Source organism: Campylobacter hyointestinalis subsp. hyointestinalis (assembly GCF_013372145.1).
GTDB classification, from domain to species: Bacteria; Campylobacterota; Campylobacteria; order Campylobacterales; family Campylobacteraceae; genus Campylobacter; species Campylobacter hyointestinalis.
This window is the reverse complement of the sequence record NZ_CP053827.1, coordinates 1,344,779-1,366,472: the sequence shown is the minus strand read 5'-3', so window position 1 is coordinate 1,366,472 and position 21,694 is coordinate 1,344,779. Positions and strand designations below refer to the sequence as shown.

Below are 21,694 nucleotides of genomic sequence, written 5' to 3'. Positions count from 1 at the left end.
TTATACTCACTAAAATCACTATTGAACTTTTCACAAGGAGAAAGAAATGAAATTAGTTAAAATGAGTTTAGCTACTATCGTAGCTGCTGGTGCTCTTTCAAGCGTTGCAAGTGCAACTCCACTTGAAGAAGCTATAAAAAACGTAGATGTATCTGGCTGGGCTAGATATAGATTTGACAGTACTCAAACTGACAATGCAAACAAAGCAAATGATAAAAATAGTAATAAATCTTACCATAGATTTACATCTACTATAGACTTTAAAGCCGCACTAGATGACAATTTTTTTGGTGTAATTGGCTTTAGATACGATAGTAGAGACGAATCTGGAGATCACACAAGTAATAATGCTGGTAGAACAATGACTGCTCAAGACGACGAAGGTTTTGATAACTATGGTCAAACTTTCAACGTTAGACAATTCTTATTAGGATACAAAGCTGGTAACACTACTATCCAAGCTGGTCGTCAAGTTTTAGGTACATTCTTTACTGATGATATGGTAGGTACAGGTATTAAAGTACTTAATACAGATATTACAGGTCTTACTTTAGCAGCGATAGCATTCGATGATCTACAAAGCGATCAACATATTGGCACAAGACATTTGCTATCTAATAGTAAACCTGCATTTGGAAACGGTGGAGCTCAAACTGATAAGGTAGGTGATTATTATACTTACCAAAACAATCTTTATGGCGTAGCCGCTATTGGTTCCTATGATCCAGTTAGCTTCCAACTATGGTATGCTATGCTAGAAAACGTTACTGATCTATATGCTATAGATGTAGCTGTAAACTTTGATGTTAATGACTTTAACCTTGGCTTACACGGTCAATATGCTGGTTCAAGCATAGATAGTGATTTTAAAGATAGAACAAATAATTTAGCTGATGACGCTGATTTCTGGGCTATCGAAGCTTCTGCTAAAGCTTATGGTGTAGACGCTAGAGTAGGTTATGTAGATTTCTCAGCTGATGGAAAAGATAAGGTTTCTGTTATATCTTATGAAGATCAAGGTAAATTTATAGAAGCTGGTGAAGATCTATATGATACTTATTCATATTTTGGTGGTGACAATAACTATTGGTTTATAGTTGCCGGTTACTCTTTCTTAGAAAAATTTAGAGTAGGTGTTGATTATGCAAGTGGTAAAATTACTAAAGATCTTGCGGTTGGCAAACAAGATGCTTATGAAGTAGTTGGAAGACTAAGCTATAAATATAGTAAAAAACTTAACTTCCAAACTTTTTGGTCTCACTATGAGATAGATGGTAAAGATGCAGTAAAAGATCTTAAGAGTGATCACTTCAGATTTGAAGCTAGATACAACTTCTAATTTATCATAGAGCCGAGCTTTCGGCTCTACTTCCAAAAACTTCTTTTTTCTTAAAAATTACTTATCTTAAATTTAAAATCTATACTTTACCAAGTATTAAATAAATATTTTGTATAATTTACCAAATTTAACTTCAAGGAAGATTATGAATTTGCTTAAAAAATCGCTACTTTTTGCATCTCTTGCGACGGTTTTATGTGCGGCTGACGATAGTAGCTATGTCATAGAAGCCAAAGGGGATTTTGGTAGAGAGCTTAAAGCTTTGGTAGAAAAGTATGCGGCTGATGAAAATGTATCTATAAACGTATATAAAAAAGCACCACAAGACAATAACGGTGGATTTATAAATATAGGAGTAGATAAGAACAGAGGTTATAATGCCGCTAGAGGTGAAGCTCTGTACAATGAAAACTGTTTGCACTGTCATGGTGAAAAAGGTACAAAAAGAGCTATGGGAGTTAGCGAGCGTCTTAGCAAGATGAGTGGCGAAGATATAGCGGCGTCTATGTCAGCTTACAACTCGGATCCTGATTTTGGTGGACAACTAAAATACGTTATGCAACCTATGGCAAAAAACGTAAACTTTTCTCAAGTAGGAGATATCATAGCTTATCTTAAAGGCGATAACGCATTTGTAAAACAAGATGACGATCAAAATGGCGACATAAGCACAAAACCTTCATCTCAAGGAAGCTATCTACAATAATTTTACGTGGTTTTTCCACGTAAAATCTTACTAAATTCAAATTTATATTTCAAATTGTTACAACTATAAGCATAAATTTAACTTTTCCATATAATCATTTCTTTTATTAAGATAATTTTATGTATCATTTATGATTACAATTAATAAGGAGTGCTAATGAAGAAAATTTCACTTGTTGCGGCTATAGCTCTGCTTGCAACTTCATCAATGATAGCAAAAGAAGTAAAAGTAGGCGTCATTATGCCTATCACTGGCGCTGTGGCTGCTTATGGTCAAACAGCTTGGGCTGGTATAGAAATGGCAAATCGCTTAGAGCCGAAACTAAAAAACGGAGATAGTGTTAAGCTAGTTTTAGTAGACAATAAAGGCGATAAAGTAGAAACAACTACAAGCGCTACTAGACTTGTAAGTGATGATAAAGTTGCTGGTCTGATAGGAGCTATGGTCACTGGTAACACTCAGCAAGTTTTACAGATAGCAGATGAGAAAAAAGTCCCTATGATAGCACCTGCTGCTACTGCTGACAAGCTGCTTGATCGTGCAAAATACGGTGCTAGAGTTACTTTTATGGATTCGTTTCAAGGAACTAGTTTTGCTGCTTATGCCCTAAAAGCAGATCTTAAAACGGCTGTTATCGTTATAGATCAATCAACATCTTATTCTATCGGTCTTGCAAAAGCCTTTAAAAAAGAGTATGAGAAAAACGGTGGCAAAGTTCTAAAAGAGCTAAAGATCAGTAGTGGAGATAAGGATTTTAAAGCTATAGTTTCTCAAATAGCTAGCTTAAATCCAAATTTGGTTTATATGCCTTTTTATCATCCTGAAGCTTCTCTTGTAATTCGTCAAGCAAAACAAATCGGTCTAAAAACTCAGTTTGCTAGTGGGGATGGCGTATCAAACGATACTTTTATAGAGCTTAGCGGTGACGCGTCAGAGGGTTATCTATATACAGATGCTTTTGATAGTACAAATCCTCCTACAAACAGAAGTAAAGAATTCGTAGCAGCTTACACAAAAGAAAAGGGAAGCAATGACATACCTGGCTTTACTGCTCTTGGCGCGGACTCATACTTTTTGATGATAGATGCTATGAATCGCTGCGAAAATCCAGAAGATAGAGAGTGCGTAAATAACAAGATCAAAGAGACGAAGAACTTTGAGGGGGTTTCTGGTATCATCAATATAGATAAAAAAGGAAACGCTGTACGTTCAGTTGTCATCAAAGAGATAAAAGGCGGCAAGGCTGTTTATAAAGATACTGTAAATCCTTGATCTATAGATAAGTTTTATAAACTTTTAAAAAGTTTGAAATTTAGCCCTTGTTTCTTAGCCTAGGGCTAAATTTCTTTTTACTTTTTATTTATATATCGGGATATTTTTACATTATAAAATACGCTTTATATGGGGCGGTTTATGTTGTTTTTGGTGCTAGAGATCTCTTTTTTAAGTATCAAATTTGATATTTAAAAAATAAATTTAGTTTTGGAATTCGAAATAAAAAAGTAGGAAGATTATGGATAGTGCGCTATTTTTTCAGCAAATGGTAAATGGCTTTAGCCTCGGATCTATGTATGCTCTCATAGCTATAGGCTATACTATGGTATATGGTGTTTTAAGACTTATAAATTTCGCTCATGGCGATATAATGATGGTGGGAGCTTACGCAGCACTTCTATCTATGACTAGTTTTAGTCTGCCTTTTTGGTTTGCTCTTTTGTTTGCTATAACAGTTGCGGCGCTTCTTGGTGTTTTGACTGATAAAATAGCATATAAACCGCTTAGAAAAGCACCTAGGATATCGCTTTTGATAACTGCTATAGGCATCAGTTTTTTACTAGAAAACCTTTTTCAAGTTATCTTCGGTGGAGCTCCTAGATCATTTAACGTGCCTAGTTATTTTGAACAAGTTGTGAGTGTAGGTAATATAAATTTATCTATGACTGCTATTTTAGTTCCTGTGCTGACTTTGATACTTTTATGCTTTGTGCTTTTCATACTTTATAAAACAAAATACGGTATGGCTATAAGGGCGCTTGCCTTTGATATACAAACTGTAAATTTAATGGGTATTGACGCAAATATGATAATCTCCATAGTTTTTGCTTTAGGTTCAAGCTTGGCTGCGATTGGCGGAGTATTTTGGGCTCTTAGTTATCCTAGTATTGATCCTTTGATGGGTGTTCTCATCGGACTTAAAGCATTTGCGGCGGCTGTTTTAGGCGGTATAGGCTCTGTGGGCGGAGCAGTTTTAGGCGGATTTATCATAGGATTTACCGAAGTTGTCGCAGTAGCGTTTTTCCCTGATTTGGCTGGATTTAAAGACGCTTTTGCATTTATATTTTTGATACTTGTTTTACTGTTTAAACCAACAGGAATACTTGGTTATAATTTCGAAAAAAGCAGGTTTTAGTCATGAATAAGATTTTACATATCATATTTTTTGCTTTAGCTATAGGATTTGTATTTTTCAGCAATTACTATTTTAGTGAGTATTCTTTAAGTATTGTAAACAATATAGCTATTTTTATCATTTTAGCTATTAGCTACAACCTTATAAACGGAGTAACTGGTCAGTTTAGCTTGGAGCCTAATGGGTTTGTGGCCGTCGGTGCGTATGTCGCGGCTCTTTTACTACTAGGTAGCGAGTCAAAGCTTTATCAATTCGACGCTGAAGATCCATCGCCTTTTATACTAGCTATCCATACTACGAATTTTATCTTTGCTATGATAGCAAGCGGTATTTGTGCGACTATTTTGGCGCTGATTCTTGCTATGCCGGTTTTTAGAGTAAGGGGCGATTATCTAGCTATCGTGACTTTGGGGTTTGGTTTTATCATTCAGCTTTTAGCTGTAAATTTCCCTGCTTTTACAAATGGTTCTTTAGGATTAAATGAAGTATTAAGAAGTGATAATGAAGGGAATTTAAGTAAATATACAAATATATTTTATAGCGGTTTTGTTGCTATAATCGCTGTTTGCGTTATTTTAAATTTGATATATTCTAAATTCGGTCGTGCTATGAAAGCTGTTCGTGATGATGAGGACGCTGCTTTAGCTATGGGTATAAATACGTTTAAGATAAAAACTATGGCTTTTTGCGTGAGTGCGTTTTTTGAAGGTGTCGGCGGAGCGCTTTTAGTTGGGTTACTTGGCAGTGTAAGTCCGGATCAATTTACGTTTATATTTACGTTTCAGCTGCTTATCATCATAGTTTTAGGTGGTCTTGGAAGTACTACTGGAGCGATACTAGGAACGATTCTAGTAATCGGCGGAAGCGAGTGGCTCAGGTTCTTAGATGAGCCGATGAACATTTTTGGCTATCAAACGTCCGCGTATCCTGGTCTTAGAATGGTCGTGTTTTCTGTGGTGCTGATATTTGTTATGTTGTTTGCAAGGCGTGGCATAATGGGACAACTTGAACTGTTTGATCTGTTTAAAAAGAGGATTAAGAAATGATACTTAGCTTGCAAGATATTAGTAAAAATTTCGGTGGAGTTCAAGCTATAGCAAAGACTAGTTTTGCCGTGGATAGCGGTGAGATATTTGGGCTAATAGGACCTAATGGTGCTGGAAAAACGACGATGTTTAACATAATCACAGGAGCTTACAGCCCTAGTAGTGGGCAAGTGGTTTTTGATGGTAAAAGTCTAAGTGGTGTCAAGCCTCACCAGATAGTAAATTTAGGTATAGCAAGAACATTTCAAAATATTCGTCTTTTTAACTCTTTGAGTGTTTTAGAAAATGTTTTGATAGGTTTAAATAGCTCTACTAAATACAGTTTTGCAGAAGCGGTTTTGCATCTTGGAAGATTTGGCAGGGCAGAAAGAGCTGCAAAACAAAAGGCTTATGATATCTTAGGTGAGCTAGGAATAGCTAAATTTGCAGATGAGTTTGCAAAGAATTTGAGCTATGGAGCCCAAAGAAAAGTTGAGATCGCAAGAGCTTTAGCAACTAACCCGAAACTTCTTTTGCTAGATGAGCCAGTAGCTGGTATGAATCCTAGTGAAACAGATGAGCTAGCATGTCTCATAGCAAATTTAAAAAATGATAAAAATTTGAGCATTTTGCTGATAGAACATGATATGAAATTTGTAAATAAACTTTGCGATAGAGTACTTGTTTTGGATTATGGAAAAGTTATCTTTGAGGGGCTTCCTAGTGACGCTGTAAAAGATAAAGAAGTTATAACTGCTTATTTGGGGGATTTTTTGGAATGATAAATGTTAAAAATTTGCATGTTTATTACGGTATGATAGAAGCAGTTAAAGGTATAAACTTTAGCGTCGAAACAGGGCAGATAGTAAGCCTTATAGGTTCAAATGGTGCTGGAAAAACATCTACTTTAAATGCTCTTATAAACTCAGTAAGACGCACAGGAGAGATAAGCTTTCTTGGTTATGAAACAATAAGGCATAAAACCCATACGATAGTAAAACAAGGCATCGCTTTAGTACCTGAGGGACGACGTGTTTTTATAAATTTAAGTGTAGAAGAAAATCTCAAAATGGGAGCTTTTAATAATTCAGAGAATTATGAACATTTAAGAGATGCTATGTATGACTTTTTTCCGCGTTTAAAGCAAAAAAAAGATCAATTAGCAGGGACTTTGAGTGGTGGAGAAGCTCAAATGCTTGCTATTTCAAGAGCTTTGATGAGTGAACCAAAATTACTGATGTTAGATGAACCAAGCCTTGGTCTAGCTCCAAAAATCGTCGGTGAAGTTTTTGATATTATTGTAAAACTAAAAGAAGAAGGCATAACCATACTATTAGTCGAACAAAATGCATTCTTAGCGCTTAAGATAAGCGACTATGCTTACGTGCTAGAAAATGGGCATATAGCGATGGAGGGCAACGCCAAAGATATGATAGGCAATGAAGATATAAAAAGAAAATATTTGGGTGCTTAAAGAATTAGTAAAATATTTATTTTTTGATAATATAATTTGGCGTTTTCGATAAAATAAAAGGATTATGATGGATTTTCTGAAAAAAATTTTCTTAAGTATGGGTTCAGCTATCATTCTTTTTTTAATATTTGCTGTGGCTAGTGGAGCAGCAACTATTATAGAAAGTATGTATAACACTCAGACTGCTTGGGCTATCGTTTATGGTGCTGGATGGTTTGCTTTGATCCAGCTTCTTTTGGGTGTAAATTTGGCTTATAATATTTTTAAATACAAGCTTTTTACATTAAAAAAACTTCCAGTTTTTATATTTCACGTAAGCTTCTTATTTATCCTTTTGGGTTCGGCTCTAACAAGATATATAGGCTTTGAAGGACAAATTCATATCAGAGAAAACAGTGAAAATAATGAAATAATTACATCTCAAAATTACATACAATTAAAATCTATAGACGCTGATAAAACAGGCATTGTTTCTAAGCCTATATATGTGTCTAGCACTGGAAATAATAGCTTTGAGCTTTCACTACCTGCAAAAAATGGTACAGCAGTTTTAAGTTATTCGGATTTTATACCAAACGCAGTTCCTGCTTGGGTAGAGGGTAAAGACGGAAAACCTATTTTTGAAGTATTGTTTTCAGACGAAACAAATAGTCGTGCTGTTAGCTTATCTCCAAATGAGAGCATAGAGATAGACGATATCAGTTTTACTTTCAACGACAAGCCAAAACAAGCTAAATTTATCAATATTATTTTAAAAGATGGTGAGTTTTTTATAGAAACAAATCAAGATGTCAGCTATATGAAGATGGCAGATATGAGCAAAGGTGTGATCGAAAAAAATAAGCTTGTTAAATTTGAAGGGCTTAGGCTTTATACGATAGATGGTATAAACTTTGCTCCAAAGACTATGTTAAAAAGTGGCGTAAAAAGCGTGAAAAAAGCCGATGAAAATAGTCGCGGTATGGACGCTCTTATGGTAAAACTAAGCTATAATGGACAAGAGGCTATTTTACCTATTTTTAACGGTATGGAGCCTGATAACGTAGAGATAGGTGGAGATACGTTTGAGGTTGCTTGGTCGCCGATGATCGTAAAATTACCGTTTTCATTGTACTTAAAAGATTTTGAACTAAAACGTTACCCAGGATCAAACTCTCCTATGAGTTACAGCAGTAGCGTTATAGTCAAAGACGGAGACTTAAATATGGACTATGATATTTATATGAACCATGTTTTGGATCATAGAGGTTATAGATTTTTCCAAAGTAGTTATGATATGGATGAAAAAGGAACTATACTTTCTGTAAATAACGACCCAGGAAAACTTCCTACTTATATAGGTTATTTTTTACTTGGTTTAGGGCTTTTGCTAAATGTTTTAAATCCAAACTCGAGATTTAGAAAATTGGCCGCAAAAGTAAATGAAGCTAATGCAAAAAATTTAGCTATCTTTGCAGTAGCCTGTATTGCGCTATTTGGTGCAAATAATTTACAAGCGTTTAGTTCCCTTCCTACTATAGATAAAGAACATGCAAAGGGTATTGCTACTATAGTTGTACAAAGTGCTGATGGTAGAATGAAGCCGTTTGATACAGTTGGACATGAGGTTTTAAATAAACTTTATAGAAGTGATAATTATAATGGAATGGATGCTAATAGCGTTGTTTTATCTATGATGGTAAATTCGTCTTATTGGAGAAATGTTCCTATCATAAAAATAACAGATAAAGGGCTTAAAAAGATACTCGGTATCCCTGTAAATCAAAAATATGCTAGTTTTAACGACTTTTTTAGTACTGATCCAGATGCAAATATGGAGTATAAACTTATAAAGTATAGTGAGCTTGCAAATAGGAAATCACCAGTAGCTAGAAATCAATTTGATAAAGATGTGATAAAAGCCGATGAAAAACTAAATATTTTATATATGGTATTTATGGGTGAGTTGTTTAAAGTCATACCTAAAGAAGGTGATCCAAACAATACTTGGTACTCTCCAGCAGGCGCTATGATGAACTTTACTGGAGATGAGAGAAGTAGGGTGACAAGCTTATTGCAAAATTATTTTGATAGTGTAAGTGTGGCACAAGAAAATGGGAATTGGAAAAAGGCTAATGAAAGCTTAAAAGCTTTAAAAGATTATCAAGCAAAATACGGCGCTAACGTAATGCCTTCGCAAGAAAAACTTGATTTAGAACTAGTTTTTAACAAATACAAGATTTTTGAAAACCTTACTCCTGTTTATCTGATAGCAGGTTTTGCGCTTTTGATAGTCGTATTTGTAAGAATGATAAAGCCAAAAATAAGAATGAATTTTGTGTTTAAGATAGTTTATTTCGTAAATATCTTGGCTTTTATAGTACATACTATCGGTCTTGGGCTTAGGTGGTTTATCGCAGAGCATGCTCCTTGGAGTGATAGTTATGAAAGTATGGTATTTATAGCTTGGTCGCTAGCTCTTAGTGGGACTGTTTTTGCTAGAAAATCGGCCATTTCTTTAGCCCTTACTTCTATACTTGCTGGTGTAACTCTTTTTGTCGCTCATTTAAGTTGGCTAGATCCTCAAATCACTACTTTAGTTCCTGTTTTGCAAAGCTATTGGCTTACTATACATGTTAGTGTTATCACTGCTAGTTATGGATTTTTAGGACTTTGTGCCTTGCTTGGATTTTTCACTCTTATTTTATTTGCTTTGCAAGGTAAAAAAGAAAATCCGGAGCTTTCAAGAAATATACTTGAAGCAACTCGTATAAATGAGATGGCTATGATACTTGGGTTAAGTTTGCTTGTATTTGGTAACTTCCTTGGCGGAGTTTGGGCAAATGAGAGTTGGGGACGTTACTGGGGCTGGGATAGTAAAGAGACGTGGGCACTTGTAAGCATACTAGTTTACGCTGCTATCGCTCATTTTAGATTTGTTCCTAGCGTAAATTCTCAGTATGCATTTGCAGTTGCGTCTATGTTTGGATATAGTTCTATTATTATGACGTATTTCGGAGTAAATTTCTATTTAGCTGGTATGCATAGCTACGCTGCTGGAGATCCTGTTCCAGTACCGAATTTTATATGGATCGCTATAGTTGTTATGCTCATCATTACGGCTTTAGCTTATAGAAGAAAGAATTTTAGTAAAACTTTATAAGTTTTTCCAGCCTTTAAAGGCTGGATTTTTTAAATTTAAAAAGGTTTTTGTTTGAATGATAAATTAGTACTCGGCGTTATCATCTTGATCATTATAGCTTTAATGATCATCGTTGCTTTGGTTGTAAATATAGTCTTGAAAAATAAAAGATCAAAGCCGAATTTCGTGCCAAATACGGATTCAAATCAAAAAGATAGAAATTTGACTATAGATGATCTTATATCTATAGTTTCGGATCCAAACTCTAGTAAAGAAGCTATATTTAAAGCTGTTCAATACTTTATCTCAAACTTTAAATTCCCACAAAAAGAAGACGGCGTCGCTCCAGCAGCGGCTAGAATATATCTTCGTTTTATTATGCTAGTATCAAGACATAAGAATTCAGATGCAAAGATAATCTCATATCTTGATAATGAGATAAAAAAATCCAACCCGAATTATGGATTGGAAGTAGATAAATCAGAAGAAAATGGTATGAATGGGCGCTCTTTTAGATAACGTAGTTTATCGCTTGATAAACGATCGCGCTAAGAAGTCCAGCAAAGAGTCCTGCTACCATATCGTCTCCCATAACGCCGAGTCCCCCTTTTACGTTCTTATCTATACGTCCTATAATGCTCGGTTTTGTTATATCAAGCACTCTAAAGAAGATAATAGATAGTGCTATTTGCATCCACGTTTCGCCACTGATACTGATAGCTAGCCATACGCCTGCGACTTCATCGATGACTATATGGCTTGCATCGTGAGAGCCTGTTTTGCTCTCATAGTCGTTTATGACCTTTATCGAAGCTAAAAATAGCAACAAAGAAGCCAAAAATAGTGTTTGGTCTCCTATAAATTTAAATATCAAAACACCAAAAATTGCCCCTGCTAAACTTCCCCAAGTTCCTGGTGCTGGTTTTAAAAGCCCTGTTCCAAAAAATGTTAAAAATAGTTTTTGCATCGTTATCCCTTATATAGTCCATTTTATATTTGATAATATTTTGTAATTATCATTGATTTTAAGTTAATGATGTAGTTTGATATAAATTCATAAGCTGCTCGTAAAACTCTTTTTGGTTATGCTTTTCAAGTATTCCAGAATTTGGAAATAGATCGTCATAAATTCTTTGCAAATCATAAAATCTATTTGGAAATAGTTCGCTTAAGATCATAGCCGAAATTTCTTTACGCATCAAAATAGCAGGCGGTAATATACCTTGATAAAGTAACTCTTTTAAGGTATTTGCGTGATATTTTATATGGTGATGTTGCCCGTGAGGACATGTTTTTGTACTTACTATGGTACGACATTCGTTACAATACACAAACTCAGGCATAACTATCACTTCTAAATTTAGATCTTTTGAGTACTTATCTAGCGCCGTATTTGCTCCGCTTTCATCATAAAACATACCTATACCGCCGTGATTTTGACCTACGACTAGTTTTGTAGCGCCAAAATTGTGAGCGGCTATGCACTCAAGCACCGGATTTATATGATCATTAAAAAGATACGTATTTTCAAAAGGGACTATGATGACTCTATCGTGAGGTAAAAAGTTGTCTTTGAAAAACTCAAGTGTTTTTAGCCTTAGATCAAAACTAAGTCTTTTATCGCCATCAAACGTTCTTATCAAAAATATTATTAGTAGATCGGCTTTATCTATAGTCATTCTTACTAATCTTTCGTGAAGTCTATGAAATGGATCGGCCGTTAGCATAAGGGCTGTGATCTTTTTTATGTTATAGTTTTCTATGATCCGTTTTGTGTAGGCTTTTCTTTCTTTTAGCGAGTCTTGATATATCTCAAATTCTCCGCTGATAGCGAATTCGCCGGCTCTTTGATTGCTTGGCAAAGAGATATCTCTTGCTCTAAATATGCTTGCTTCGGCGTTATTTAGTTTAAATACGGACGAACATACTATATGCCCTACTATTTTACCATCTTTTATCAGCTCGATCTTATCGCCCTGTTTGGCTTCTAGTATGGTTTTTTGATTTTTTTTACCAAATGGAGCAAAAGTATAGGCGTATGGCATCGGCTCATTTTGAAAATATCCGGATCTTATCACTTCGTCCGCTTCATCTTCGTTCATAAGTTTATTAAATTTACCTAGTATTTGATTTTGGATAAGTAAAAGAGTGCCAAATGCTTCTTGGTTTATAAGAATAGTACTATTTTTTCTTTGTGATGTCATATTTTTTTCTTTTCTCCCAAAGTGATTTTCTAGAAATTCCAAGTCTTTTTGATAGTTCAGTGTCTGGAAAAGTATCTTGATAGCCAAATATTATATGATTTACGTATTCATCGATAGTCAAAATATCACTTCCATCAAATCCGTTTGAGTCTATATTTATAACCATTTTATCAAATCCGCTTATATCTAGATCTGTTTCGGTGGCTAAGATAGCGCTTTTATCTTTTATCAGTTTTAAAACTTCTTCTCGCTCACTCTCTTCTATCTTATCAAATTCAGTTATATATAAAAGCGAATGAGAACGATAGGATTTTAATGAAGTTATCAGCTCTTCATCAAGTGCGGAAATTTGCTTGTATGCTAAATTTATCCATTTTGCATAGAAAAATACGAAGCTATCTGCGTATTGCTTCCTTTTTGCTACTATTAGTAAAGGGATTTTCACTTTTTTAAAGTCGCATTTTGGTAATTTATATGATTTTAGATAAGAAGTTATGACCTGTTCGTATGTGGTATTTAAAATCTCATATCTTTTGTACGATTCAAAAAGCTTGATTTTTCTTACTAGCTCTTCTATCATAAATGGTTTTTGTATATAGTCATCAGCTCCAGCTTTTATAGGATTTGAGACTGTGTCGCTGCTTATATAACTTATAAGAAGTATGATGATAGAGCTTTGATGCTTTTTTATAACTGGATAAAAGTCTTGTCCGATCAGCCCAGTAGAGAGTAGTATGACATCGAATTTATCATCTCTTAGGGCATCTTTTGCATTTGTTGCTATTTCACAGCTATAACCAAAATCCGCTAACTTACTAGCCATACTTTGTGCGAGATATATCTCATTTTCTACGATTAAAACTTTCATAATGCACTCTGCCAATTGAAATATTTAAGATTAGTAGCCGCGCTTACGGCTATGCCTTCTTTGCGTCCTACAAACCCAAGCTGCTCGGTCGTAGTAGCTTTGACATTTACTTTATTTAGCGCTATCCCTAAGATATCTGCGATAGTTTTTCTCATCTCTTCTTTATACGGACTTATTTTAGGTTGCTGTGCGAGTATGGTGATATCGGCATTTATGATGTCAAATCCAACTTCTTTTATAAGTCTTACGCTATCTTTTAAAAGTAGTTTTGAGTCTATACCTTTAAATTTAGGATCGTTATCTGGATAAAGTTCTCCTATATCTCCAAGTCCTGCAGCCCCAAGCAAGGCATCGCAAAGTGCGTGCAATGCTACGTCACCGTCGCTATGAGCTAAAAATGCTTTATCGTATGGAATTTTAACTCCTCCAAGAGTTATGAAATCACCGCTAGTAAATTTATGCACATCAAATCCACTTCCGCAAAATATATCATTTGATGGTGGCATTAAATTTAGATGTTTAAGATCATCTTTATATGTTAGTTTTTTTGCTCTCTCATCACCTTCTATATACCATACTTTGCCACCGATAGCTTTTATAGCAGAGCTATCGTCTGTAAAAATGCTATTAGTTTGAAGTGCTGTTCTAAGTAGGCTTGAGCGTGATAGTTGAGGTGTTTGGATAAGTTTTATCTCATCTCTATTTATGTATTCGTTTTGATATATAGCGCTATCGCTGACTTTAAGTGCTGGAACTATACAATCTGCGTTTGAAGCGTTATTTATAAGTTTTAAGATCAGCTCTTTTGGAATATTTGGTCTTGCCGTGTCGCTTACCATTACAAATTCGCTGTCTACTAAAGCCATAGCGTTTTTTAAGCTTTCTTGTCTTGTCTCTCCGCCTTCGACAAACTTAAAATGAGAGTTAAATTTACTCATATAAGCGCTTTCTTTGCTGACTATGATAATATCCTTAAATGTATAGTTTGAGCTGATATTTTTAGCCGCATATAGCCAAAGAGGATCATTCCCGATCCTAAGCCACTGTTTTTTCGACTGCAGACCAAATCTAGTCGAATTTCCTGCCCCAAGCATAATTAAAGTTATATTAAGCAAAATTCTTCCTATAAACTGATAAAGTGTTACGAAATTATACACTTTTTTTCTTACATTGTGATTAGTTTAGTTTTAAATTTAAAAGAGTAAGTTAATCTCTTTTTTAGTAATTTTTAGTAAAATACCTAGATCTAAAGAAAATTATAAGGAAAGTCAAATGAGAAAAGAGTGGTGCCAAGCCCGTAAAAACGACCCGACCCCGACTCAGATGTATTACGCAAAAAATGGCATCATAACGCCTGAAATGCAGTATATCGCTAAGATAGAAATGTTGGACGTAAATGATATAAGAAATAACGTAGCTAGTGGCAAACTAGTCATTCCCGCAAACATAAATCATACAAATCAAATTCCAATGGCGATAGGCAGAAGTGTAAAATGCAAAATCAACGCAAATATAGGCTCATCTGCTTTGGCAAGCGATATAAACGAAGAGATAGAAAAGCTTCAAGTTTGCTTGAAGTATGGCGCGGATACGGTTATGGATTTAAGCACAGGTGGCGATCTAGACGAGATAAGAAAAGCTATCATAGCAAACTCTACTGTGCCTATAGGTACAGTTCCTATCTATCAGATCATACACGATATCAAAGATTTAGACAATCTTACTTCACAAATTATGCTTGATTGTATCGAAAAGCAAGCTCGTCAGGGCGTTAGCTATTTTACTATACACGCTGGATTTTTGCTAAGGCTTATGCCTTTTGTAGCAAAACGTAAGATGGGTATAGTAAGCCGTGGTGGAAGTCTTATGGCTAGTTGGATGATGAAACACCATAAAGAAAATCCATTTTATGAAGCGTTTGATGATATCTGTGATATCTGTGCAAAATATGACGTCGCACTCAGCCTAGGCGATAGCTTAAGACCTGGTTGTTTGCATGATGCTAGTGATGAAGCTCAGCTCGGAGAGCTTGAAGTTTTGGGTGAGCTAACAAAAAGAGCATGGGAGAAAAACGTTCAAGTAATGGTCGAAGGACCAGGACATGTTCCATTTAATCAAATAGAGTTCAATATGAAAGAAGAGCAACGACTTTGTCACGACGCGCCGTTTTATATCCTCGGACCGCTTCCTACTGATATAGGTGCAGGGTATGACCATATAACAAGCGCGATAGGTGGAACTATGGCCGCATACCACGGTGCAAGTATGCTTTGCTATGTTACTCCAAAAGAGCATCTTGGACTGCCGAATGCAAAAGACGTAAGAGATGGTATAATAGCACACAAGATTGCCGCTCACGCAGCTGACGTAGCTCTTGGTAGAGTAGGAGCTATCGATAGAGATAATGCGATGAGCGATGCGAGATATAATTTTGACTGGAACAAACAGTTTGAGCTAGCATTAGATCCAGATAAAGCAAGAGAGCTTCACGATGAGAGTTTGCCTCAAGACGTATTTAAAGAAGCTGAGTTTTGCTCTATGTGCGGGCCTAAATTCTGTGCTTATAAGATAAGTAAAGAGATAGCAAAAAACGAATGTGAAAGTTATCCTAAGGAGAATAAATGACAAACGAGCAGATACTAGAAGAGTTAAAAAAGGTTATATATCCGGGATTTAAAAAAAGTATAGTTGAGTTTGATTTTGTAAAATCACTAGATCCTGATATCGTCGTAGAGATAGTTTCATCAAAACCAGAAGTAGCAACTAAGGTAAAGATGGATATAGAAGCTTTAAATTTAGGTAAAAAAGTAGTGATCCAAGCCCCAAAAATGGAGCCTGAAAAAAGCAATAGCAGAAGCGGGCAAAATATAGCCCCACAAATCAAAAATTTCGTAATGGTAAGTAGTGGAAAAGGCGGTGTAGGCAAATCTACTACCACGCTAAATTTGGCGATATCTATGGCAAAACTAGGTAAGAAAGTAGGACTTTTAGATGCTGATATCTATGGTCCAAATATCCCTAGAATGTTAGGATGTGAAAATACAGAGCCCACAGTAGTAGGTCAAAGACTAGCTCCATTGCAAACTCATGGTATCGAGATGATGAGTATGGGCGTACTTATAAGCCATGGTCAAGGACTTATGTGGAGAGGTTCTATGATAATGAAAGCCATCACTCAGTTACTAAATGACGTTATGTGGAGCGATCTAGATGTGTTATTTTTAGATATGCCTCCAGGAACTGGCGATGCACAGATCACTCTAGCTCAAAGCGTTCCGGTAACTGCTGGAATATGCGTAAGCACTCCTCAAACAGTCGCGCTTGACGACTCAGCAAGAAGCCTTGATATGTTCAATAAATTACATATTCCGATCGCTGGAATAGTAGAAAATATGAGTGGATTTATATGTCCTGATTGTGGTAAGGAGTATGATATATTTGGCAAGGGCGGCACGGAAAGTTTGTCTAAAGAATACAAAGTAGATATCTTAGCTCAGATCCCTATCGAGCCAAGCATCAGGATAGGTGGGGATACTGGAAAACCAGTAAGCTTCTATGAGCCAAACTCGGTTAGTGCAAAAAGATATGACGCCGCTGCTATTAAGCTTTGGGAAAAGATAGAAGAGATAAACGCAAATGGTGGAGCCGATAACTCTGCTATTCAACCAGATATGAGTGGAAAGGCCGCTTGTCACTAAGACTTATCTTATTAACATTTTAAATTTGCTTTAACGGGGTACGTTTTAAACGTACCCATAAGCGATAGCTATAAAATAACTCAAATTTTATTCATTAAGATTACCAAAATATCTCGTCAAATTTAGTTCTAATATACTTTTAGCTATAATCAGCCAAAAATTATAAATTTAAAGGAATATTATGAGCATTAAAAATCTAGATGATCTTAAAAAATTCACAGATGAAATTCGCTCTAAAGACGGCTATAAAGACCCGCTAGCTTTTGCTATAGGTAGAGTGCAAAAAGGTAAAAGTCATAAAAGTCTTAGTGTAAATTACAGCGTAGTAAACTACAAAGAAAACTACGGAAGCGCTGCTGTTTTAGTCTGGGCTATAGAAAAAAACGGACTTAAGATCGACTTTAGCCAAAGCGAATGCGTAGTAGCGCTCACAGCTCCTGCCGTTAGAGATGCTTTGGAAGTTTTTGACTTTTTAGTGCCACAAAGCAAAGGCGATAAACATAAAAATATCCAAAATTTGCTAGTTTTAGACGAGATATTAAACGAAGAAAGTGACGAACAAAGCGAATTTGTCGTAACATTTATATATGAAGATTCGGCTCCTATGAGTGTGGAGAGTGTGTATCTAAAGCTTTATCTTTTATCGCTTAGCAAGGTAGCAATCAGAGGTATCAACTTAAACGGAGCTTTTGGAATACTTCCAAATTTAGCTTGGGACTCTCATGGCGTGCCTTATGAGCTTGAATATCTAAGAGAGAATGAAATTTGGCTTAAAATGAAAGGTTGGTATCCGTCTATAGTAAGCGTAGATAAATTCCCACGCTATCTAAGCCATATCGTGCCAGCTGACAACACTAGGATACTAGACTCAGCAAAAGTACGTATGGGCGCTCAATTGGCAGCTGGAACGACTGTTATGCCAGGAGCCGCATATATAAATTTCAACTCTGGAACCACTGGATCAGTGATGGTAGAGGGCAGGGTAAGTAGCTCAGTAAGTGTTGGCGATGGAAGCGATGTGGGTGGTGGAGCGTCGATTTTAGGCGTATTAAGTGGAACAAACGGAAATGCTATAAGCGTAGGTAAAAAATGTCTGCTCGGTGCAAACTCAGTTACTGGAGTGCCTCTTGGCGATAATTGTATCGTGGATGCTGGTATTGCTATTTTAGAGGGAACTAAGGTGTTTATAGATGAGAAAAACAGAGCCGAACTAGCTAAGATAAATCCGGATTTTAAATTTGATCGCGATATTTACAAAGCGCTTGAGCTTGCAAATCTAAACGGACTTCATTATCGTCAAAATAGCCAAAACGGACAAATCACAGCAAGCATTAGCAAAAGAGCTATCAAGCTAAATGCTGACTTGCACTAAGGAAAAGTATGTTAGAAGTCAAAAATTTAACACAAAGATTTGGGCAACAACTTCTTTTTGAAGATGTAAATTTAAAACTAAATGCACATAATCGCTACGGTCTTATCGGTGCAAACGGTGCTGGAAAATCTACATTTTTAAAGATCTTAAGTGGCGAAGTAGAACACACTAGCGGCGATATCGTGATAGAAAATGGTAAAAAAGTTGGAGTTTTGGGTCAAGACCAGTTTGCGTTTGAGAATTTTTCTATAAAAGACGCCGTATTATATGGTAATAAAAGGCTTTATGACGCGGTAAAAGAGAAAGAAAAACTCTATATGAGCGAAGAATTTACAGATGAGATAAATGAGCGTTTGAGTGAGCTTGAGATCATCAGTGCCGAAGAAGATCCGACTTATGAATATGAAACACGCATAGAAAAAATCCTAAGCTCACTTGGATTTGATAGTTTTGATAAGCTTATGAGCGAGGTTGAGAGTTCGGATAAATTTAAGGTGCTTTTAGCTCAAGTCTTGTTCCCAAAACCAGACATCTTGTTCTTAGATGAGCCGACAAACAACCTAGATCTTGACGCTATAGCGTGGTTAGAGCGTGAACTCATAAATCACGAGGGAACTCTTGTGGTCATCAGCCACGATAGACACTTTTTAAACCGTGTTTGTACGCATATTTTAGATGTGGATTTTAAACGTATCAGAGAGTTTGTAGGAAACTATGATGACTGGTATATCGCTGCAAATTTGATGAGCAGACAAGCTGAGATGGAACGCGATAAGAAGCTAAAAGAAAAAGAAGAGTTAGAAAAATTCATTGCCCGTTTTAGTGCAAATGCTAGTAAAGCAAGACAAGCTACAAGTAGAGCAAAACAGCTCGAAAAGCTTGATATCGCAGATATCGCAGTATCAAGTAGGCGTGATCCTAGCATACTTTTTAGAACAAATCGCGAGATAGGCAATGAGCTGATCGAGCTAACGAATCTAAATAAGAGCTTTGATGATAAAATCATACTAAAAGACTTTAGTTTTAAGATGAATAAAGGCGATAAAGTAGCTATCATCGGAAGTAACGGTGTGGGAAAATCGACTTTGTGTAAGATCATAATGAGCGAAATGCCAGCTGATAGTGGCAAAATCCATATCGGAGCTACTATCGAGCTTGGATATTTTGCGCAAGATAGCTCAAACAAAATAAGTGGAAATTTGAAGCTTTATGAGTGGCTACAAGACTCTAAAAATAAAGATCTAGATGAGATAAGAAAATGCCTTGGAAGAATGCTTTTTAGTGGGCTAGAACAAGAAAAAGAAGTCGGCAGTTTGAGCGGTGGCGAAAAGCATAGACTTATGCTTTCTAAGCTTATGCTCCAAAGGGCAAACTTGCTAGTACTTGATGAACCAAATAACCACCTTGATCTTGAAGCCATCATCGCTTTAGGCGAAGCGCTTTATAGCTTTAGCGGAAGCTGTATCTGTGTCAGCCACGATAGAGAGCTAATAGATGCATTCGCAAATCGAATTTTGCATCTAAAAGGTAATGGCGAGATAGTCGACTTTAAAGGCACTTACGAAGAATACCGCGAAAGTTGTGAGCTTTGATATTTTAATATACAAAATACACTCTATTTTGTTGAGTTCTACATATCTAAAAGATAAATACGAATATAGCAGAGAAATAATCCAAATTTAAACTACTTAAATTTGGATTTTATCTAATCAATTAAATATCAAATATCAATAATAAATTTAAATTTAAGAAATTTTTTATTATAATGCCAATTTTTATAATTTTAATTTATCAAATATTACAAGGGAGTTTAATGCAAAATAAATATTTTAAAGTTATAGAAATGAGGGGGGGGGTATGAAGCGATTTTCACTGTTTAGTTTAGCCCTGTGCAGTGCGCTTTATTCTGCTGATCCTATTGATTTTACTTATGATGGCAAAAACGGAGGCAGTCATTTAAAACCACAACAACCAGGGTTTAATTTTATACTTAGTGATAATATAACTAACGGAAATAAACTAACTTTTAATTATAATCCAGATGATTTGGGCGTAACAAATCCAAAACAAGCTTTTGTTGTAGATGTAAAAACAGATGAAGATGTGTATAATAATACCTTTACCATAATCAACGGTAAAGTTACCGAATACGTATATACCGCTTCTTCTGAAAAAGGCAAAGCTTATAATAATAAACTTATAATAAATGGTGGAAATTTACAAATTGCTATGGCTGGTTTTTCAAACGATAGTGATGCTTATGATAATTGTGTATTAGTTACCGGTGGAATTATAGATACAGTATATGGTGCAAATATCTCTGCAGTCGATACAAATAAGGCTTATAATAATACCGTTGAGGTGCAAGGTGGAACTATAAAAAATGTAGTAGGTGCCGCAACTTCTGCAGTCCATAGCGGAGGTGGCGATATATATAATAATAAGGTTTTAATAACCGGTGGTACTATAAATGGATACGTCGCCGGTGGTGAAAATAATAACAACAAATCTGCTTATTCAAATACAGTAGAGATAAAAGGCGGTGAATTTAAAAAAGATATTTACGCTGGGAAAATAGATACAGCAAGTCAAGTAGCCGTAAATAATAGGGTAATTATAGATGGAAGCGACGGTAAAAATATTACATTTGCCAACGATATTATACTTTACGGCGGTTATCTTAATCCTAATAAGTTTGATCCTAATAAACAAACAGTCAAAGATGTCTTTACAGGCAATACTCTTATTATCAAAAATAAAAAAAGTATCTCTATAAAAGATATTAAAAATTTCGAGTTTTTAAATTTCTATCTACCTGAAAATATCGCCAAAGATGATACCGTGCTTACTTTAAGTGCTACAGAAGTAACTGATCTAAGTAGATCAAAAATAGGTGTAGCTATGTCTACAGGGGGTATAAAACTAAATTTAGGTGATGAGATAAAACTCATAGAAAAAACACATGGCATCATAAAAGCCCCTAGCGATTTGACAAATACGCTAGATGGACAAGCAAGAACCCAAAAAGTGGTAAGCGGAGTTTCAAAAATTTATACATTTAGTCTATCTGCACCAAATGAACAAAATAGTCAAGATGTTAAAAAAATAGTTGCGAGAGTTTCTGAGGTAGAAGACAATGAAAAACAAAAAAATATCGCTGAAACGAGTGCTATGATGGGTGCTATGGTAAATGAAGGAGCAGAGATGGCTAGCTCAAGCGGTATGAAAAACGCCTCATCTGCTACTATGGGTAATGGAGGAGAAAGCTCAAATTTCGGTGCCTTAGGAGGTCAAAACGTTAGACTAAATTCAGGTTCTCACGTCGATGTAAAAGGACTTAGCTTTATAGCGGGCGTAAGCAAACAAGCAAATGATGCATTTATGTATGGAGCTTTTGTTGAAGCTGGATTTGGTAACTATGATAGCTATAATGATTTTGGAGCTGTAGGTTCGGCTCACGGTTGAGGTGATAATAAA

The 21,694-nt window shown here is 35.7% G+C and carries 18 protein-coding genes; 14 read left to right on the top strand and 4 right to left on the bottom strand.

Features of this window, described 5'->3' with window-relative positions; translation table 11 throughout:
• The first annotated feature begins 46 nt into the window (after positions 1 to 46).
• The 9 genes from CHHT_RS07035 to CHHT_RS06995 all read left to right on the top strand — a co-directional run bounded on the left by CHHT_RS07035 (position 47) and on the right by CHHT_RS06995 (position 10,594).
• Positions 47 to 1,339, top strand: coding sequence for a major outer membrane protein (locus CHHT_RS07035; RefSeq protein ID WP_034963663.1), 1,293 nt, complete (start codon positions 47 to 49; stop codon positions 1,337 to 1,339).
• A gap of 145 nt (positions 1,340 to 1,484) precedes the next feature.
• Complete coding sequence (locus CHHT_RS07030; protein ID WP_034963665.1) at positions 1,485 to 2,045, top strand: c-type cytochrome; 561 nt, start codon at positions 1,485 to 1,487, stop codon at positions 2,043 to 2,045.
• A gap of 156 nt (positions 2,046 to 2,201) precedes the next feature.
• Positions 2,202 to 3,317, top strand: a complete 1,116-nt coding sequence (locus CHHT_RS07025; RefSeq protein WP_034963667.1) for an ABC transporter substrate-binding protein — start codon at positions 2,202 to 2,204, stop codon at positions 3,315 to 3,317.
• A gap of 241 nt (positions 3,318 to 3,558) precedes the next feature.
• Positions 3,559 to 4,455: a branched-chain amino acid ABC transporter permease gene (locus tag CHHT_RS07020; protein ID WP_034963669.1), complete on the top strand. Its 897-nt coding sequence runs from the start codon at positions 3,559 to 3,561 to the stop codon at positions 4,453 to 4,455.
• Between the two features lie 2 nt (positions 4,456 to 4,457).
• Positions 4,458 to 5,501 (top strand): branched-chain amino acid ABC transporter permease, encoded by a 1,044-nt coding sequence (locus tag CHHT_RS07015; RefSeq protein WP_034963671.1) that lies wholly within the window; start codon positions 4,458 to 4,460, stop codon positions 5,499 to 5,501.
• Positions 5,498 to 6,262, top strand: a complete 765-nt coding sequence (locus CHHT_RS07010) for an ABC transporter ATP-binding protein (RefSeq protein WP_034963673.1) — start codon at positions 5,498 to 5,500, stop codon at positions 6,260 to 6,262. Before CHHT_RS07015 ends, CHHT_RS07010 begins: the two co-directional genes overlap by 4 nt.
• Positions 6,259 to 6,954: an ABC transporter ATP-binding protein gene (locus tag CHHT_RS07005; RefSeq protein ID WP_034963674.1), complete on the top strand. Its 696-nt coding sequence runs from the start codon at positions 6,259 to 6,261 to the stop codon at positions 6,952 to 6,954. Before CHHT_RS07010 ends, CHHT_RS07005 begins: the two co-directional genes overlap by 4 nt.
• A gap of 67 nt (positions 6,955 to 7,021) precedes the next feature.
• Positions 7,022 to 10,096 carry a cytochrome c biogenesis protein CcsA gene (locus CHHT_RS07000; RefSeq protein ID WP_034963676.1) on the top strand — a complete coding sequence of 1,025 codons (3,075 nt, stop codon included), beginning with the start codon at positions 7,022 to 7,024 and terminating at the stop codon, positions 10,094 to 10,096.
• A gap of 51 nt (positions 10,097 to 10,147) precedes the next feature.
• Positions 10,148 to 10,594, top strand: a complete 447-nt coding sequence (locus tag CHHT_RS06995; protein ID WP_034963678.1) for a hypothetical protein — start codon at positions 10,148 to 10,150, stop codon at positions 10,592 to 10,594.
• On the opposite strand, the gene CHHT_RS06990 is transcribed toward CHHT_RS06995, so the two are convergent.
• From CHHT_RS06990 to CHHT_RS06975, 4 genes are read right to left on the bottom strand one after another with little or no spacing between them, the layout of a single operon-like run.
• The gene (locus CHHT_RS06990) at positions 10,587 to 11,042 is read right to left on the bottom strand and encodes a phosphatidylglycerophosphatase A family protein (protein WP_034963679.1); all 456 of its coding nucleotides are present in this window, start codon (positions 11,040 to 11,042) and stop codon (positions 10,587 to 10,589) included. The genes CHHT_RS06995 and CHHT_RS06990 overlap by 8 nt on opposite strands.
• Positions 11,043 to 11,100: 58 nt before the next feature.
• The gene (locus CHHT_RS06985) at positions 11,101 to 12,279 is read right to left on the bottom strand and encodes a sulfate adenylyltransferase (protein ID WP_034963681.1); all 1,179 of its coding nucleotides are present in this window, start codon (positions 12,277 to 12,279) and stop codon (positions 11,101 to 11,103) included.
• The gene (locus tag CHHT_RS06980; RefSeq protein ID WP_074898822.1) at positions 12,257 to 13,147 is read right to left on the bottom strand and encodes a response regulator; all 891 of its coding nucleotides are present in this window, start codon (positions 13,145 to 13,147) and stop codon (positions 12,257 to 12,259) included. Before CHHT_RS06980 ends, CHHT_RS06985 begins: the two co-directional genes overlap by 23 nt.
• A complete protein-coding gene (locus CHHT_RS06975; RefSeq protein WP_034963685.1) occupies positions 13,144 to 14,262 on the bottom strand; it encodes a bifunctional 2-C-methyl-D-erythritol 4-phosphate cytidylyltransferase/2-C-methyl-D-erythritol 2,4-cyclodiphosphate synthase in 1,119 nt (372 codons plus the stop codon). The genes CHHT_RS06980 and CHHT_RS06975 overlap by 4 nt, the downstream gene beginning before the upstream one ends.
• 157 nt (positions 14,263 to 14,419) lie before the next feature.
• On the opposite strand from CHHT_RS06975, the gene thiC reads away from it, so the two are divergent.
• The 5 genes from thiC to CHHT_RS06950 all read left to right on the top strand — a co-directional run bounded on the left by thiC (position 14,420) and on the right by CHHT_RS06950 (position 21,682).
• On the top strand, positions 14,420 to 15,772 hold the full coding sequence (gene thiC / locus CHHT_RS06970; RefSeq protein ID WP_034963688.1) for a phosphomethylpyrimidine synthase ThiC: 1,353 nt from the start codon (positions 14,420 to 14,422) through the stop codon (positions 15,770 to 15,772).
• Positions 15,769 to 16,845: an Mrp/NBP35 family ATP-binding protein gene (locus tag CHHT_RS06965; RefSeq protein WP_034963690.1), complete on the top strand. Its 1,077-nt coding sequence runs from the start codon at positions 15,769 to 15,771 to the stop codon at positions 16,843 to 16,845. The genes thiC and CHHT_RS06965 overlap by 4 nt, the downstream gene beginning before the upstream one ends.
• A 181-nt stretch (positions 16,846 to 17,026) precedes the next feature.
• Complete coding sequence (locus CHHT_RS06960) at positions 17,027 to 18,217, top strand: tetrahydrodipicolinate N-succinyltransferase N-terminal domain-containing protein (RefSeq protein WP_034963692.1); 1,191 nt, start codon at positions 17,027 to 17,029, stop codon at positions 18,215 to 18,217.
• A gap of 8 nt (positions 18,218 to 18,225) precedes the next feature.
• Positions 18,226 to 19,809 carry an ABC-F family ATP-binding cassette domain-containing protein gene (locus CHHT_RS06955; RefSeq protein WP_034963694.1) on the top strand — a complete coding sequence of 528 codons (1,584 nt, stop codon included), beginning with the start codon at positions 18,226 to 18,228 and terminating at the stop codon, positions 19,807 to 19,809.
• Between the two features lie 265 nt (positions 19,810 to 20,074).
• Entirely contained in the window at positions 20,075 to 21,682 is a 1,608-nt protein-coding gene (locus CHHT_RS06950) for a hypothetical protein (protein ID WP_034963696.1), read from the top strand.
• Positions 21,683 to 21,694: the final 12 nt, after the last annotated feature.